Annotated in this window: 13 protein-coding genes; 8 read left to right on the top strand and 5 right to left on the bottom strand. The window is 63.2% G+C overall.

Features of this window, described 5'->3' with window-relative positions; all coding sequences use genetic code 11:
• The first annotated feature begins 13 nt into the window (after positions 1–13).
• The 3 genes from SKA58_RS04880 to SKA58_RS04870 all read left to right on the top strand — a co-directional run bounded on the left by SKA58_RS04880 (position 14) and on the right by SKA58_RS04870 (position 6708).
• Positions 14–958: a FecR family protein gene (locus SKA58_RS04880; RefSeq protein ID WP_009821254.1), complete on the top strand. Its 945-nt coding sequence runs from the start codon at positions 14–16 to the stop codon at positions 956–958.
• Complete coding sequence (locus SKA58_RS04875; protein WP_009821253.1) at positions 942–3377, top strand: TonB-dependent receptor domain-containing protein; 2436 nt, start codon at positions 942–944, stop codon at positions 3375–3377. The genes SKA58_RS04880 and SKA58_RS04875 overlap by 17 nt, the downstream gene beginning before the upstream one ends.
• Positions 3378–3492: 115 nt before the next feature.
• Positions 3493–6708: an autotransporter outer membrane beta-barrel domain-containing protein gene (locus tag SKA58_RS04870; RefSeq protein WP_009821252.1), complete on the top strand. Its 3216-nt coding sequence runs from the start codon at positions 3493–3495 to the stop codon at positions 6706–6708.
• 213 nt (positions 6709–6921) lie between these two features.
• Here the strand turns inward: SKA58_RS04870 and gatB are convergent, their stop codons facing one another.
• From gatB to gatC, 3 genes are all read right to left on the bottom strand, one after another.
• Entirely contained in the window at positions 6922–8427 is a 1506-nt protein-coding gene (gene gatB / locus SKA58_RS04865) for an Asp-tRNA(Asn)/Glu-tRNA(Gln) amidotransferase subunit GatB (protein ID WP_009821251.1), read from the bottom strand.
• Positions 8428–8655: 228 nt separating this feature from the next.
• The gene (gene gatA / locus SKA58_RS04860; RefSeq protein WP_009821250.1) at positions 8656–10155 is read right to left on the bottom strand and encodes an Asp-tRNA(Asn)/Glu-tRNA(Gln) amidotransferase subunit GatA; all 1500 of its coding nucleotides are present in this window, start codon (positions 10153–10155) and stop codon (positions 8656–8658) included.
• A gap of 102 nt (positions 10156–10257) precedes the next feature.
• Positions 10258–10545 (bottom strand): Asp-tRNA(Asn)/Glu-tRNA(Gln) amidotransferase subunit GatC, encoded by a 288-nt coding sequence (gene gatC / locus SKA58_RS04855; RefSeq protein WP_009821249.1) that lies wholly within the window; start codon positions 10543–10545, stop codon positions 10258–10260.
• 128 nt (positions 10546–10673) lie between these two features.
• Between gatC and SKA58_RS04850 the strand changes: the two genes are divergently transcribed.
• Together SKA58_RS04850 and ruvX are read left to right on the top strand one after the other, a co-directional pair.
• Positions 10674–11792, top strand: coding sequence for a DUF3089 domain-containing protein (locus SKA58_RS04850; protein ID WP_009821248.1), 1119 nt, complete (start codon positions 10674–10676; stop codon positions 11790–11792).
• Positions 11793–11830: 38 nt separating this feature from the next.
• A complete protein-coding gene (gene ruvX, locus SKA58_RS04845) occupies positions 11831–12298 on the top strand; it encodes a Holliday junction resolvase RuvX (protein WP_198005942.1) in 468 nt (155 codons plus the stop codon).
• A 26-nt stretch (positions 12299–12324) separates the two neighbouring features.
• Here ruvX and SKA58_RS04840 read toward each other — a convergent pair whose 3' ends face one another.
• Entirely contained in the window at positions 12325–12708 is a 384-nt protein-coding gene (locus tag SKA58_RS04840; RefSeq protein ID WP_037542135.1) for a MerR family transcriptional regulator, read from the bottom strand.
• A gap of 71 nt (positions 12709–12779) precedes the next feature.
• Between SKA58_RS04840 and SKA58_RS04835 the strand changes: the two genes are divergently transcribed.
• Complete coding sequence (locus SKA58_RS04835; RefSeq protein WP_009821245.1) at positions 12780–13532, top strand: MauE/DoxX family redox-associated membrane protein; 753 nt, start codon at positions 12780–12782, stop codon at positions 13530–13532.
• A 36-nt stretch (positions 13533–13568) separates the two neighbouring features.
• Here the strand turns inward: SKA58_RS04835 and serB are convergent, their stop codons facing one another.
• Entirely contained in the window at positions 13569–14447 is an 879-nt protein-coding gene (gene serB / locus SKA58_RS04830) for a phosphoserine phosphatase SerB (protein ID WP_009821244.1), read from the bottom strand.
• On the opposite strand from serB, the gene miaA reads away from it, so the two are divergent.
• Both miaA and SKA58_RS04820 read left to right on the top strand, forming a co-directional pair.
• Positions 14446–15396, top strand: a complete 951-nt coding sequence (miaA, locus tag SKA58_RS04825; RefSeq protein WP_009821243.1) for a tRNA (adenosine(37)-N6)-dimethylallyltransferase MiaA — start codon at positions 14446–14448, stop codon at positions 15394–15396. The two genes, serB and miaA, sit on opposite strands and share 2 nt — an antisense overlap.
• Before the next feature lie 100 nt (positions 15397–15496).
• Entirely contained in the window at positions 15497–17248 is a 1752-nt protein-coding gene (locus tag SKA58_RS04820) for an acetolactate synthase 3 large subunit (protein ID WP_009821242.1), read from the top strand.
• The last annotated feature ends 1 nt before the right edge of the window (position 17249 follow it).

Here is a 17249-nt window from a genome sequence, read left to right as displayed (position 1 = left end):
CAGGGCTAAAGCCATGGTGAACGAGGAGGCGCTCGCGTGGGTGATCCGCACGCGCGATCCTGGATTTGACGACTGGGAGGCCTTCACCATCTGGCTGGAGAGCGATCCTGCGCGCGCGCTGGCCTATGACGCGCTGATGGCGCAGGACGCGGATTTGGACGCCATCATTCCGGCAGACCCGGTAACGATGCCCTTGGCCGCCAATGATGCTGCGCCGCCGCGCCGTGTGGCATGGCGCTGGGCGGCAGGCGGGGCGGTCGCCGCTGCCCTGGTCGCAACCGTGTCGATCGGTATGATGAATCGCGCTGACATTTACAGCGTCACCACGCGCCCCGGCGAAACCCGCCGCATTGCGCTCGACGACGGCACGATGATCGACCTGAACGGCGACACGCGGCTGCGCCTCGATCGAAACGATATGCGCTTTGCCGCGCTGGACCGCGGCGAGGCCGCCTTTACCGTCCGGCACGACGCCAGTGATCCCTTCCGCGTGAACGTCGGCGATGCCGTGTTCGAAGATGCAGGGACGGTGTTCAACATTGTTCATACGGCGAAGGCGACCCGGATCGGCGTGTCCGAAGGCAAGGTAATCTATAATCCGGAGGCGGAGGCGATCGCACTACCGGCTGGCCGGGCGCTTGCCGACGATGCACAAGGATTGCGCGTCATGGACGTCGCGCCCGCCGCGGTCGCCAGTTGGCGCGAAGGACGGCTGGTCTACAGCAACGCCGCGATCGACGACATCAGCCAGGACATCAGCCGATCGCTCGGCATTCCCGTGACGGCAACTGCCTCTGCCGGAGCGATGCGCTTTACAGGAACGATCCGGCTGGACAGGAATCCGGCACGCTTCTTTTCGGGCGCCGCGCCATTGATGGGGCTTTCGGCCGTTTCCAGGGACGGCGTTTGGGTTTTGAAGCCGGCATCGTCCAGGGAAGGGAATGCGCCGCAGGACTGACCTTCTTTTCGTCACCGCCGCCATTTTGGCGACTACGGCGCCCGCACATGCGGCGGACAGACACAGGATCAGCATCGCCCCCGGTCGGCTGGGCGAGGCCGCGATCGCGCTTGGCCGTCAGACCGGCGTCAGCATCGGCATGTCGGATCAGTCCTTGGCAGGACTGCCAACCAAAGGCCTGAGTGGGAAGATGTCGCTCGACGGGGCACTCAAACGACTGCTGGACGGAACGGGGGTCAAGGCACGCCGCATTGCGGCGAACACATGGCGTCTGGAGCGCGGGAGATCCCAATCACCCTACCGTCCACGCGCTTCGTCCTCCATCGCCGCCAAAGCTGCAACCCAGGCCGATCCGGTCGAGATCATCGTCACCGCGTCCAAGCGCGACACGCCCCTCCCCCGCTATGCAGGGATGGTCGAAGCCCTCGACAACAGTGTTTTCACCAGCGCGGAAGCCGCCAATGGCAGCGCAACGCTGCTCGCGCGGATCGCAAGCCTCAGCTCCACACACGCCGGCAATGGCCGCAACAAGCTATTCATCCGGGCCATCGCTGATTCAGGCGTTGCCGGCCCCACCCAGGCGACAACGGGCCAATATCTGGGCGATATGCGATTAAACTATGCGGCTCCTGACCCCGACCTCAAACTCTATGATGTCGGCCGGGTAGAGGTGCTGGAGGGCCCGCAAGGCACATTATACGGTGCCGGGTCTTTGGGCGGGGTCATCCGCATCATGCCCAACGCGCCCAATCTGGGCGACTATGGCGGCCAGATGTCTGCCGGCGTATCGGTTACCCAGCATGGCGATCTGGGGGGCGATCTTTCAGCGGCACTCAACATGCCGATCGTTGCAGAGAAATTGGCATTGAGGCTGGTGGGCTATGGCGTTCAGGAAGGCGGCTATATCGACGATGTCACTCGCGACATGGATGACGTCAACCGGGTGCGAACCTGGGGCGGCCGCGCGGCGCTGCGCTTCGCGCCGGATGAGAACTGGACCATCGACCTCAATGGCGTCTACCAGCATATTGCGGGCGACGATGCACAATATGCCGACCGATCTGTGGGCCGCCTGGACCGTGCGTCGGCCGTCACCCAGCCCTATTCCTCCGATTACGTGCTCGGCAATCTGCGGATCGAACACCAGTGGGACAGTTTGCGCTTTGTCTCTTCGACCGGCTTTGTCCGGCATGAACTGACAGAAAGCTACGACGCCACCCAACCCGAAGGCGCGCCGGCCCTGTTCCGCCAGAACAACAAGGTCGATATTTTCTCGACCGAGAACCGGCTGGTGCGTGACCTCGACAATGGACTGGGCTGGATTTTGGGCGCGTCCTATCTTCAAAGCACGTCGGACATCCAACGATCGCTGACCTCCTTCGGCACGGCCACGGTCCTGCCGGAAATCATCCCCAACGTGCCGGTATTCGGACGCGGCGTGCCTGCGCCGGCGACGGGGGTACGCAACAAAGTGAAAGAGGCGACCCTTTTCGGGGAAGCCTCGTTCGAGCCCGTTCAGGGCCTGATCGCCACCATCGGCGGGCGGCTGACCAATAGCCGCCTTTCAGGCGCGGCTCTGGACCCGATTGCCGCCCTGTCGTCGGCGGACCTCGCCCGCGCCGAAGCACAGGCGGATCGAAACGAGACAATCTTCCTGCCTTCCGCCTCCCTGCTGACCGACGCCATTCCTGACATTACCCTTTACGCCAGGTTTCAGCGGGGTTTTCGACCGGGTGGCCTTGCTGTCGATGACCAGAGGGTGCGTCGATACCAGAATGACCGCGTTTCCACCTTCGAACTCGGGTTTCGCAAGGGCGCGCCGGGCCGCGACCCGTTCGCGCTCAGCGCCAACGTGGCCTATACCGACTGGCGCGATATCCAGGCCGACGTCACCGACCGGATCGGATTGCCGACGACTGCAAATATCGGGGACGGTCGGATTTATACGATAGAAGGCAGGATCGTGCTGCGACCACTGCCCGCGCTGACCCTTGACGGCAGCTTCATCTACAATGACAGCAAACTCAGCCGGCCCGCGCAGTTTCTACGCGCCTTGTCCTTTGACGGCGAATCCCTTTCCCTGCCCAATGTTGCCAATCTGGGGGGGCGTCTGGCGGCCGATTATCGGATAGCCTTGGCCGGCGACACGGACCTTCATGTCAATAGCGCTGCGCGCTATGTCGGAAAATCCAGACTGGGCGTCGGACCGATATTGGGGCAGACGCAGGGCGATTATATCGACACCAGCCTGACCGCCAGTCTCCGGCGTGGGCCCCTGCAATATTCGCTATCGCTCACCAACCTGCTCGACAGCGATGGCAATCGCTTTTCGCTCGGCACGCCGTTCGATTTGCGGTCAGACTATTACACGCCGCTGCGGCCGCGCACCGTGCGTTTAGGGATCGATTTCGCCTTCTGACGATCGCCTGAATATCCATTCGTCGCAGCGCCGGACGGGAAGCACGGCCCGGCGACGTCCCATGCGCACGCGCGCCTTTCAAAATAATTGCAGCGCGGCACGCAGAGGAGACATCATGCGACATCTTTTGGCCTGTACGGCCATCGCCCCGGTTCTGGCGGCACTAGCCGGCACGGACGCGGCGGCAGAAACCCAGATTACGTCCGCAACCACCGCGCCTGCCCGGACATCGACCGTGGCTAGCGGATCGGCCGACGACATCACCATCACATCCGCCGGGTCGATTACGCTGACCAGCGGGACCGCGGTGACGGTGGACAGCAATAATGACGTTTCGAACGGGGGAACGATCACGATCAACGACGCGGATAACGTCACCGGTATCCTGGTCGCGCCCGGCACGACCGGCGATATCACCAATAGCGGCACGATCACGCTAACGGAGGACTATACCGCCAAGGACGATGATGACGACGGGGACACAGATGGCCCCTTTGCAAAAGGCAGCAACAAAAAGGGCATCTGGGTACAATCCGGCGCGGGCCATAGCGGCGATATCTCCCATAGCGGCACCATCTCCATTGAAGGGAATAATTCGGCCGGCATCCGCTTGGATGGCGCATTGACAGGCGACTGGGCGACCAGCGGCTCGATCACGGTTGTCGGCGACAATAGCTACGGCGTTGTCGCCAACGACGTGACCGGCGACGTGACCTTGCGCGGTGCCATCAGCGCGACGGGCGAAAACAGCATCGGCGCGGCCTTGCTGGGCGATGTGGATGGCGCTGTGAAGATTCAGGGATCGATCGTCAGCAACGGCTATCGCTACACCACCCGGCCCTCGGATACGGAAGATCTGGACGAGGACGACCTGCTTCAGGGCGGGTCGGCTGTCGTGATCGCCGGCAATGTCAGCGGTGGCGTTATCTTCGACGTGCCGCCGGTCGCAGGTGATGATGATGACGAAGATGACACCGACATCGACGATGACGGCCTGACCGATAGCACCGAAGGGTCGGCGTCGATCGTGACGTACGGATCATCCGCCGCCGTGCAGGTCGGCGCGGCTGATACGGACACGATGATCGGGGCTGTAGCTGCGGGCGGATCGGGCTACGGATTGATCGTTAACGGAACCATCGCCGGCTATGGCATCTATGACGGCGTCGACGCCAATGGCCTCGTCATCGGCGGACTGGGAGGCAATGTCGACATTGCGAAGGGCGTTTTGGTCAATGGCAGCATCGGCGCGGTTTCCTATGACAGCAACGCCACCGCCATACGCCTGGGTTCCGGCGCGCGCTCCGATACGATTCAGATCGGTGGGGTCGTCGGCGCCAGCGGATCGTCAAAGGAAGGCACGGCTGCTCGCGGTCTTGTCATCGATTCCGGCGCAACCGTCAGCAATCTTGTGGTCGGTGGGACGGTAGCGGCGGCTGCGCTCGACGATGAAAAGGGGACGGCTATCGCAATCCTGGATTCCTCGGGCACGGTGTCCAGCCTCAAGAATACTGGTGCGATTACCGCCAGCGGCGGCGCGACCAACATCGCAATCGACATGAGCGCCAATAGCAGTGGCGTCACATTGTCCCAGTCGCTTGCCAGCGAAACTGCCAAAGCGCCTCAAATCACCGGGGACATTCGCCTCGGCTCCGGTAACGATAACGTCACGGTCTCGGCTGGCACTATTACTGGCGACCTGGCACTAGGCGGCGGAAACGACGGTCTTTCCCTCTCCGGGGCGTCCAAGCTGACCGGCGACACCAGCTTCGGCACAGGTTCAGCCAGCCTTACCCTGTCTGACACCGCCGCTATTGTCGGCGCAATCGATTTCGGTGGAGGCAGCGGCACGCTGACGATGGAAGGCACATCCAGCCTGTCCGGTGCGATCAACAATGCCGGCGGCATCGACGTGGTGCTGAACGGCGGCACGCTGAACGCCACCAACGGCGGGACGATCGCGCTGAACTCGCTCGCTGCCAATGGCACATCGACCATCGGTGTTACCATTGATGCGGACAAGGGCACCAGCACGCTCTACGACGTATCAGGGGCCGCCAGCTTCGCCAGCGGATCGCAGGTCAAGGTCAACCTGGCGCAGGTCGGCGGGTCGGAGGGCGACTATGTCATCGTCCGGGCAGGATCGCTAAACGGCGCTCCGGCATTCGATACTGAAACCCTGCTGCCCTATATTTTCAAGGGCAGTGTGACTGGCGATAATTCTGCCGGCACCGTCACCCTGTCGATCGCGGCCAAAAGCGTGTCGGAACTGGGGCTGAGCGGCTCAACCGCCCGCGCCTATGACGCCATCTTCAACGCGCTCGATAATGACAGCGACATTGCCGACGCCTATCTCGGCATATCGGACGGCAGTACGCTGAACGCCAATTTGCGCCAGATGCTACCCGATCATGCCGGCGGCACGTTTGAAGCCGTCACGTCGGGATCGCGTGCGACCGCCCGCATTCTCTCCGATCCAAACGGCATCTACCGCACGAAGGACGGGCGGCTAGGCTTCTGGCTGCAACAGGTCGCCTTCGGCAGCGCAAAGAGCGTTGGCAGCACGGCATCCTATGACATCAATGGCTGGGGCGCTGGCGGCGGCGTCGAATATCTGACGGGTCTGGGCGCCTTCGGGGGATCCTTCGCCTATATTCACGGCAGCGATTCCAGCGGCAGTTCGAACAATGCCGTGGACTCCGATCAATATGAGTTGGCGGCGCACTGGCGGGGCCAATGGGGCCCGTTGCTGGCCTTTGCCCGCCTGTCCGCTGCGAAGATCAATTTTTCGGGCACCCGCCATTTCGAAAATGGTGACGTGACGCGCACCGCTGACGGTGAATGGGATGGCGACCTCTACTCGGCGACTGCCGGCCTGTCCTACCAGTTACAGTTCAACCGGTTCAGCCTGCGTCCGGCGGTAGGGATCGACTATTATCGCCTCAAGGAAGATGGCTATGCCGAAACCGGCGGCGGCGATGCCTTCAACTTGACGGTGCTCGATCGCACGAGCGACGAAACCACCGCCAATGGCACGATCACGGCCGGCTATGATTTCGGCAGCCTGAACCCTGCCGACGGCTGGGTCAGGCTGGAGCTGGAAGGCGGCCGGCGTCAGATTATTGGCGGATCCCTCGGCGATACCACGGCCTATTTCAAGGATGGCGACCAGTTCACGCTGGTGGCGGAAGATCGCACCAATGGCTGGACCGGCCGCGCGCGTCTCTATGGCGGCACGGACACGTTCCGCGTCGGCGGAGAATTTGGCGCGGAGGAACAACAAAATCACGTCGCCATCTCATTTCGAGCGACGGTTAATTTCGTCCTGTGACGTCTGACCATTGAAGCGGTGGGCCACACCCCACAGACCCTCCCGGTCCGCCGCTTCCGCTTCGGCAGCAAACCCTCCCCAAGGGCGCCGAACATAAAGAGGGGCGTCGCCGGTCCCCCCGGTGGCGCCCCTTCTTTTTTTGGCCATCCCTATGAACAAAAAAGGGGCGTTCGTCCGAACGCCCCTCTGCCGTCATTTTTTCGAGCGCGCGGGCTAGCCAGCCAGCCCCTTCTTCACCAGTTCGTTGACGACCTGGGGATTAGCCTTGCCCTGCATCGCTTTCATCGTCTGGCCGACGAAGAAGCCGAACAATGCTTCCTTGCCACCCTTATACTGGGCGACCTTGTCCGCATTGTCGGCCAGCACCTTGGCAACCGCGGCCTCGATCGCACCCGTGTCGGACGTCTGCTTGAGGCCCTTTTCCTCGACGATCGCCGGCGCGCGCGCGCCCGTTTCCAGCATGATCTCGAACACCTGCTTGGCGATGGTGCCGCTGATCGTGCCATCCGCCACCAGCGCCAGCAGTTCCGCGCCTTCCTCCGGCCCAACCGGGCTTTCGTCCAGCGACTTGCCCAGGCGATTGAGCGCACCATAAAGTTCCGACAAAAGCCAGTTGGCCGAAGCCTTAGCGACCTCGCCCTCGCTCTTCTTCTGGATGCGCGCGCCTTGCGCCAGCAGCGCCTCGAACCAGCGCGCAGTGTCGGCGTCGGCGGTCAGGGTCGTCGCATTATAGGCGGACAAGCCTAGATCGTTCACATAACGCGCGCGCTTGGCATCGGGCAGTTCCGGCAGCGACTGGCGGCATTCCTCCAGGAAGGCATCGTCCAGTTCCAGCGGCAGCAGGTCGGGATCGGGGAAGTAGCGATAGTCGTGCGCATCTTCCTTCGACCGCATCGAACGGGTCTCGTTGCGATCCGGATCATAGAGGCGCGTTTCCTGCACGATCTTGCCGCCGGCTTCCAGGACGTCGACCTGGCGGTTCGCCTCATGCTCGACCACGGCCATCACGAAACGGACCGAGTTCACATTCTTGGTCTCGGTACGGGTGCCGAATGCCTCGCCCGGACGACGCACGGAGACGTTGACGTCGGCGCGCATCGACCCCTGGTCCATATTGCCGTCGCACGAACCGACATAGCGAAGAATGGTTCGCAGCTTCGAGAGATAAGCCCCTGCTTCGGCAGGCGAACGCATATCCGGCTTCGACACGATTTCCATCAGCGCCACGCCCGACCGGTTGAGGTCGACATAGGAGCTGGTGGGATGCTGGTCGTGCATCAGCTTGCCGGCATCCTGCTCGACATGGATGCGCTCGACGCCGATCACCTTGGTGCTCGCCTCGGGGTTCTTCTCGTCCAGGACGATCTCGATCTGCCCCTCGCCCACGATCGGGTGATAGAGCTGGCTGATCTGATAGCCCTGCGGCAGATCCGCGTAGAAATAATTCTTGCGGTCGAAGCGCGACCATTTGTTGATCTGCGCGTCGATCGCCATGCCGGTGCGGACTGCCTGACGGATGCACTCGCGGTTGGGGACAGGCAACATGCCGGGCATCGCCGCATCGACCAGGCTAACCTGTGTATTCGGCTCTGCCCCGAACGCGGTTGCCGCGCCGGAAAACAGCTTCGCGTTCGACGTCACCTGCGCATGGACCTCCAGGCCGATCACGACCTCCCACTCGCCGGTTGCGCCCTGGATACGATAGGTTGATTCAGTCATTTCGCTTCTTGCCCATCAATTTCTGTCGGAGCGATCCGACCTCTGCTTCGGCGACCCTTGCCCCACAGACTGGTCCTGGGGCGATCCGTTGTCGCTTCCGCGGTAGCAATGACGATCTTCCGCCGCCTGGCTGGTCGATCATCCTTACGCTGATATCGCTGTTTCCCAGAAACAGTGAAGGAACTAAGCAAATCGACAAGTTCCCCCACCAGTTCTAGGAAGGTCATCTTACCACCACTTGTCCGGCCGCGCGGTGAAGCCGGCCCGTTCCTCGATGGCGAGGCTGGCGTTCAGCACGGTCTGTTCGTCCAGCGCCTTGCCGATCACCTGCAGGCCGATCGGCAGGCCCGCCGAATCCAGCCCGCCCGGAATCGCCATCGCCGGCAGACCGGCCAGCGAGGCCGGCACGGTGAAGACGTCGTTCAGATACATGGCCAGCGGGTCGGCCTGCTTCTCGCCCAGCGCGAAGGAGGCACTCGGCGCGGTCGGCGTCAGCAGCAGGTCGCACTTTTCGAACGCCAGCTCGAAATCGCGCGCGATCAGCGCCCGGACCTTCTGCGCCTGAGTGTAATAGGCGTCGTAGAAGCCGGCCGACAGCACATAGGTGCCGATCATGATGCGGCGCTTCACCTCCGGTCCGAAACCGGCGGCGCGGGTCGCGGCATACATGTCCTGCAAGCCCGCCCCGTCGGGCAAATCGCGCTGGCCATAGCGCACCCCGTCATAGCGGGCGAGATTGGACGACGCTTCGGCAGGCGCAATGATATAATAGGTCGGCAGCGCATATTTGGTATGCGGCAGCGACACTTCGACCACTTGCGCGCCTGCATCCTTCAGCCACTCGATGCCGCGATCCCACATGGCGGAGATTTCGGCGTTCAGGCCATCGGGACGATATTCCTTCGGGATGCCGACGGTCTTGCCTTTCAGGTCGCTCGACAGATTGGCTTCCCACTGCGGCACGGGCAGGTCGAGCGACGTCGAGTCCTTGGGATCGAAGCCCGACATCACCTCCAGCAAAATCGCATTGTCGCGCACCGTCCGCGCCATCGGCCCAGCTTGATCCAGCGATGACGCGAACGCCACGATGCCCCAGCGCGAGCAGCGACCATAGGTCGGCTTGATACCCGAAATACCGGTGAAGGCCGCCGGCTGGCGGATCGAACCGCCCGTGTCGGTGCCGGTTGCCGCCGGGCAAAGCCGCGCCGCGATCGCCGACGATGAACCGCCCGAAGAGCCACCGGGAGCCAGCGCCGCATTGTCGCCCCTGCCCCCATCTGTTTTGGCCCGCCGCCAGGGCGAGATGACATTGCCATAATAGCTCGTCTCGTTGGACGATCCCATGGCGAACTGGTCGAGGTTCAGCTTGCCCAGCATCCCCGCGCCCGCCGCCCACAGCTTGCCAGACACCGTCGACTCGTAGGTCGGCACGAAGCCTTCCAACATATGGCTCGCCGCCGTGGTCTGGACGCCCTGCGTGCAGAACAGGTCCTTCATGCCGATGGGCACGCCGGCCAACGCGCCCAGGGAGTCGCCCGCGGCCTTCGCCTTGTCGGCAGCATCGGCCGCCTCCAGCGCCTTTTCAGGCGTCTCGACGATGAATGCGTTCAACGCCTTGGCCGCGGTGACATTGGCATTGAACGCCTCCGCCACTTCGCGCGCCGAAAAATCGCCGCCACGAAAGCCGTTTCGGATTTCAGCTACGGTGAGATCAGTCAGATCAGTCAAAATTCTAACCCCGTTCGGGCTGAGCCTGTCGAAGCCCAGTCCTTCTTGTAGAAACGTGCAGCCCTTCGACAAGCTCAGGGCGGAGGGCAATTCAGGATTGTGCTATTCGATCACCTTGGGCACCGCGAAGAAGCCATGTTCGGCCTGCGGAGCATTAGCCAGCACCTTGTCGCGCACATTTCCGTCGGTGACGACGTCGTCGCGCAGGCGCTGGTGATTGGGGATGACGGCCGTCATCGGCTCGACGCCGGACACGTCCACCTCACCCAGCTGCTCCACCCAGCCAAGAATGTTGTTGAGTTCAGGCACCATCGCCTCCGCTTCGGTATCGGTCACCGAAATGCGCGACAGGCTGGCGATCTTTTTCACGGTCTGAAGGTCTATCGACATGGTCCGCCGCTACCATCGGCACCGCCCGCCATCAAGCGGCTTTCGCGCCTCTTGCGCGGGTGCCGCCATTGCGCCAGACATGAGGCGGCATGGGAACGGCACGTTCCCAAAGGGCGGAGAGAAAAAGGGTGGCGCGTAAATTCCTCTATGTCGTCGCGGCGTTGGTCGTGCTGGCGATCGGCGCGAGCGCGGTCTATGCGCTCTGGGGAAATGCGCTGATCCGCGCCGTCATGGTGCCGCGCGAACCGTTCGAACCGCTCAAGCCGCTGCCCGCCGATGCCTATGCCAACGCGACGATGTGGATCGCGCGCCCGGACATCGTGAAGGACAATCCGGCGCTCTGGACGCCTGCAGGCACCCCCGCCGTGAAAGACATGGGCCAGGCGGCAGTCTTTTTCATCCATCCTACCAGCTACATCACCACCTTCGGCAGCGCGCACTGGAACGCTGCGCTGGACAATGCGGAGGCCAACGCCACCGCCCGCCGCTTCGTCGCCAGCCAGGCCAGCGCCTTCAACGGTGCGGGCGAAATCTGGGCGCCGCGCTATCGCCAGGCCAATTATGGCGCCTTCCTGACCCAGGGGCCGGAAGGCGAAAAGGCGCTGGCGGCGGCCTATGGTGACGTGCGCCAGGCCTTCGCCGCCTTTCTCAAGGCCAATCCCCAAGGTCCGCTGATCCTCGCCGCGCACAGCCAGGGCTCACGTCACCTGCTGGAATTGCTGCGGAATGAAATCGCCGGCAGACCGACCGCAGACCGGATCGTCGCCGCCTATGTGGTGGGCTGGCCGGTTTCGGTGGAGGCGGACCTGCCCGCTCTCGGCCTGCCCGCCTGCGCCCGCCGCGACCAGGCGCATTGCATCGTCAGTTGGCAAAGCTATGCCGAACCGGCTGATCCGTCCGCCGTGGTCGAAAGTTTCGAGCGCAAGGACGGCTACACCGGCCGCCCGCGCAAGGGCACGCACATGCTCTGCACCAACCCCATTACCGGCGCCTTCAACGGACAAGCCCTGGCCAGCGCCAACAAGGGAACGCTCGACGCGCGCAAGGAAGGACAGCTGCCCAGATTGATACCCGGCATCGTGCCGGCACGATGCGACACCAGCGGCGTGCTCATGATCGGCGAACCTGTGGACATGGGGCCATTCACCCTGCCGGGGAATAATTACCATGTCTATGACTACAGCCTGTTCTGGAGCAATGTGCGGGAGGACGCCCGGAAAAGGCTGTCCGCCTTTCGGGGAGAGTGACATTCGCCGCGATCGGTGACACAGGCATCACCATGACCTTGGTGACGATTGATCGCGTGGCTTTCCGGCAGGCGCTGCCCCATGGCGGTCGGCTGATCGGGATGGATGTAGGGACCAAGACCATCGGCCTTGCGCTCTGCGACGCGGCATGGACGATTGCCAGCCCGGCCTACACCGTTACCCGCGGCAAATTCGGCAAGGACAAGATCGGCCTTGCCGCCTTCATCGACCAGCAGCAGGTGAAGGGTGTCGTCATCGGCCTGCCGCTCAACCTCGATGGCAGCTTTTCCCCGCGCGCGCAGGCCAGCCGCGCCTTCGCGCACAATATCGCCGATCTTGGGTTGCCTATCCTGCTTTGGGACGAACGCTGGTCAACACAGGCTGTCACCCGCACCCTGCTGGAAGCCGACGCCAGCCGCGCGCGGCGCGACGAATTGGTGGATAAACTTGCCGCCAGCTACATCCTTCAGGGCGCGATCGACGGGCTGGTCGCAGGACTGGAATAGCCGCCTTACGGGCCGCTCCCATTCCCTCATGCTTCGAACGCCGTGAGGATCGGGCACGGCCCCTCGTTCGTTTCGCGGCACTGCCTGGCAAGCCGCTCCAGCGCGGACCGCGCTTGCTGCAACGCCGTGATCCTGGCGTCCAGCGCAGCGATCCGCTCGGCGGCCAATTCGCGCGCGCGCGCCCGATCCTGCCCGGCGTCCAGTTCCAGCAATTCCGCTATTTCATCGAGCGTGAAACCAGCCGCCTGCGCGGACCGGATGAAGCCCAGTCGCCGTACATCCTCCGCGCCATAGCGCCGCACGCCCTCGCCGCGCGGCGGCGTCGCGATCAGGCCGCGGCGCTGATAATAGCGGACCGTCTCCACAGTGACGCCGGCCGATCGTGCAAGCCCGGAAATCGTTTCACTCATGCCTTGACTCCGTACCATGGTACGGACCCTATATGGGGAGCATCCATCCCCTCTCAATGCAAGGATGCGCCATGGCCCAGCACCAAGACAAAACCGCGAGCCTTTATCGCATGGTGATGCCCAGCCACATTTGCCCCTATGGCATCAAATCCCGCTGGTTGCTGAAACGTCATGGCTATCGGGTCGAGGATCATTGGCTCCAAACCCGCGAACAAACCGATGCCTTCAAGGCGAAGCACGGCGTCAAGACCACGCCCCAGACCTTCATCGACGGCCAGCGGATCGGCGGCCATGACGACCTGCGGCGTTACCTGGGCCTCAAAGTGCGTAGTCCCAATGCCTCAAGCTATGTGCCCGTGCTCGCCACTTTTGCGATAGCGGGACTGCTGACGCTGGCGGTCAATTGGCTGACCATCCTGCCCCTGCTGTCCTCGGTGACGGCCGAACGGTTCATCGCCATCGCCATGGTCCTGCTCGCCATGCTGAAACTTCAGGATGTGGACCGGTTCGCCACCATGTTCCTGAACTATGACCTGCTGGCACGCCGCCTGCCGCCCTATGGGCTGCTCTATCCGTTTCTTGAACTGGGCGCGGGGCTGCTGATGCTCACGCGCCTGCTGGACTGGCTGTCCATTCCGGTCGCGCTTTTCATCGGCGGGGTCGGCGCGCTATCGGTTTTCAAGGCTGTCTATATCGACAAGCGGGAACTCAAATGCGCCTGCGTCGGGGGCAGCAGCCCTGTGCCGCTGGGCTTTGTATCCCTAACCGAAAATCTGATGATGATTGCAATGGCGGTGTGGATGCTGTCCGGCTTGGGCCAATGACCGGCCCTCTTCGCCATTCCCCAAAGGCTGAGCCGCTTATGCGACCACCCAATGCTCCGACGCGATGCCTTGCGCATAGAGCAGCACCGACAAATCCCCATGGACGATTTCGGCCGCAGCGGCCTCCCGCGTCTTGGGCTTGGCATGATAGGCCACGCCCAATCCCGCGCCCTGTATCATCGGGATATCATTGGCGCCATCGCCCACCGCCAGAGTCAGCGCCCGCTCGACGCCCTGCGCAATGGCAGCATCCAGTTCCGCCCGCTTGCGCGCCGCATCGACGATTGGCGTCTCAACCGTCCCCAGCAAAGCCCCGTCGGCGATTTCCAGCACATTGGCGACATGCGCATCGAACCCGATCTCAGCCGCGACCGGGCCGGTAAAGCGCGTGAAGCCGCCCGACACCAGCAATGTCCGCGCCCCCCGCGCTTTCATCGTGCGCACCAGCGCCTTCGCACCGGGCATGACCCGCACGCGCTCCGCACGGCATTGATCGATGGCGCTGTCGGGCAGACCTTTCAGCAACGCCACCCGCTCATGCAGCGCGCCGGCAAAGTCCAGTTCGCCGCGCATCGCCCGCTCGGTAATGTCGGCAATCTGCGGCTTGATCCCCGCATAGTCGGCCAATTCGTCGATACACTCGACCGTGATCATGGTCGAATCCATGTCAGCGATCAGCAAGGCCTTGGCCCGCGTTTCGCTCGCCTGGACGATAAGGTCGATATGGGCGCCCATGCCGGCCAGCGCAGCGCGCGCAGCGGCTGGATCAGCTGCGAAGAACAGGTCGGCCGCCTTGTCCGTGTCTAGCCAGCAGCAATCGCTGGGCGCGCAGCCTGCATCGCGCAGCCGATCGGCAGCTTCGGCAATATCCCCCTGCCCCATCGAGCCACTAGCCACTAAGGTCGCGACGAACATGCTTACTCCCGAACCAAAAACAGGCAGCGGCGAATCCCGCCCACGGGTGGCGCTTATTGCCGGGCCGACCGCCAGCGGCAAGAGCGCGCTCGCCATTCGCCTCGCCCATAGCGCCGATGGCGTGGTCATCAATGCCGACGCCAGCCAGGTCTATGCCGACCTCTCCATCCTGTCCGCCCGCCCATCGCCAGAGGAAATGGCCGATGTGCCTCACCGCCTGTTCGGCCATATCGACGGCGGGGAGGCCTGCTCGGCGGCGCGCTGGGCAGCCGACGCGCGCGCGGAAATCGACGCGGCCCATGATCAGGGCAAACTCCCGATCCTCGTCGGCGGCACCGGCCTCTATCTGCGCACCCTGCTCGACGGGATCGCGCCCGTGCCGGACATTGATCCCGACATTCGCGCTACCGTCCGCGCCCTGCCCGTGGCGCAGGCGCATGAAGCGCTGCGCCAGGAAGACCCGCAGGCAGCAGCCCGTCTGGCGCCGGCAGACACAACGCGCGTCGCCCGTGCGCTTGAAGTGATCCGCTCGACCGGGCGCACGCTCAAGGCATGGCAGGCGCACAAAATCGGCGGCATCGGCGATCGTATCGCCCTCGCCCCTCTCATTCTCCTGCCACCTCGCCCGTGGCTGATCGACCGATGTGATCGGCGGTTCGTTCAGATGCTCGATCAGGGTGCCGTGGCGGAAGTGGAGGCGTTGCTCGCGCGCAACCTTGATCCTGCTTTGCCGGTGATGCGCGCGATCGGCGTGCCGGACATCGCAGCATGGCTGAACGGCGACATGGACCGCGGCACCATGATCGAGCGCGGCCAACGCGCCACGCGCCAATATGCCAAACGGCAATATACCTGGTTCGCGCACCAGCCACCGGGGGGCTGGCAACGTGAAGAACGATATTTAGATGACAATATAATCGATAAATTGGCAACTTTATTACGCAAATAACGCTTGACCGGCCATTTTATGTCCACTAGAGGCAGGCGCCTTGCCATCGCCCGTACCCCGGCGCAAACAGGCGGCTTGCAGCAACAAGAGGAGTTTCATCGTGGCCGAAAAGAGCGGCGCGGACATTTTGGTCGAATGCCTGGTTGATCTGGGCGTCGAAGTCGTGTTCGGCTATCCGGGCGGCGCGGTGCTGCCCATCTATGACGCGCTCTACAATCACCCCACGATCCGCCACGTCCTCGTCCGCCACGAACAAGGCGCGACGCATATGGCGGAGGGCTATGCGCGTTCGACCGGCAAGCCCGGCGTCGTGCTCGTCACCTCCGGCCCCGGCGCCACCAATGCCGTCACCGGCATAACCGATGCGCTGCTCGATTCCATCCCGATGGTCGTCATCACCGGCCAGGTTCCCACGCAACTGATCGGCACTGATGCCTTTCAGGAGGCGGATACGGTCGGCATCACGCGCCATTGCAGCAAGCATAATTATCTGGTGAAGGACCCGGCGAAGCTGGCTGGCGTCGTGCATGAAGCCTTCCACATCGCCACCACTGGCCGCCCCGGCCCGGTGGTCGTTGACATTCCCAAGAATGTGCAGATCGCGACCGCGCCCTATGCACGCCCGGAGCTCAAGGTCCACGCCAGCTATCGTCCGCAGACCAAGGCGGACGCCGCGGCGATCGACGCGGCTGTCGAAATGCTGGCCGCGGCCGAACGCCCCGTCCTCTATACCGGCGGCGGGGTCATCAATTCAGGCCCGCAGGCGAGCGCGCTGCTGCGCGAACTTGCTGCCTTGACCGGCGCGCCGGTCACGTCGACGCTGATGGGCCTGGGCGCATTCCCGGCTTCGTCGGACCAGTGGCTCGGCATGCTTGGCATGCACGGCACCTATGAAGCCAATTGGGCGATGAACCAGGCAGACCTTATCCTGTGCATCGGCGCGCGTTTCGACGATCGGGTGACAGGGCGGCTCGACGCCTTCGCCCCGAACAGCCGCAAGATCCATATCGACATTGACCGCAGTTCCATCAACAAGACGGTCGATGTCGACCTGCCCGTGGTCGCCGACGTCGGCAGCGCGCTCGACGACATGATCGCGCTCTGGAAACAGCGCGGGCATCAGCAGCAGGATCTGTCCGACTGGTGGTCCCGCATTGCGCAATGGCGCACCAAACGCAGCCTCTCCTACCCGGAAACCGGGCCGGAAATCATGCCGCAGCGCGCGATCGCCGACCTGTATCAGGCCTGTATGTCGACTGGCAGGGATGTCATCATCACGACCGAGGTTGGCCAGCATCAGATGTGGGCGGCCCAGCATTTCGGGTTCGAAGCCCCCAATAAATGGCTGACCTCCGGTGGCCTTGGTACCATGGGCTACGGCTTTCCGGCCGCGATCGGCGCGCAGATGGGCAATCCGGACAGCATCACCATCTGTATCGCGGGCGACGCCTCTATTCAAATGAATATACAGGAACTGGGCACCGCGACCCAATATCGCCTGCCGGTCAAGATATTCATCCTCAACAATGAATATATGGGGATGGTCCGCCAGTGGCAGGAACTGACCTATGAAAGCCGCTATTCCAACAGCTATTCCGACAGTCTGCCCGATTTCGTGAAGCTGGGCGAAGCCTATGGCTGGACCGGCATCCGTATCGAAGGGCCGGAGGATCTGGAAAGCGGCATTCGCCAGATGCTCGACACCGCCGGCCCGGTGATCGTTGATTGCCGCGTGGCCAAGCTGTCCAACTGTTTCCCGATGATCCCGTCGGGCGCGGCGCATACGGACATGCTGCTCGATCCCAACCAGATCGCGGGCATCATGTCCGACGAAGCCAAGGCGCTGGTGTAGG

Source organism: Sphingomonas sp. SKA58 (assembly GCF_000153545.1).
Classification (GTDB): domain Bacteria; phylum Pseudomonadota; class Alphaproteobacteria; order Sphingomonadales; family Sphingomonadaceae; genus Sphingobium; species Sphingobium soli.
This window is presented reverse-complemented; position numbering and strand designations above follow the sequence as displayed.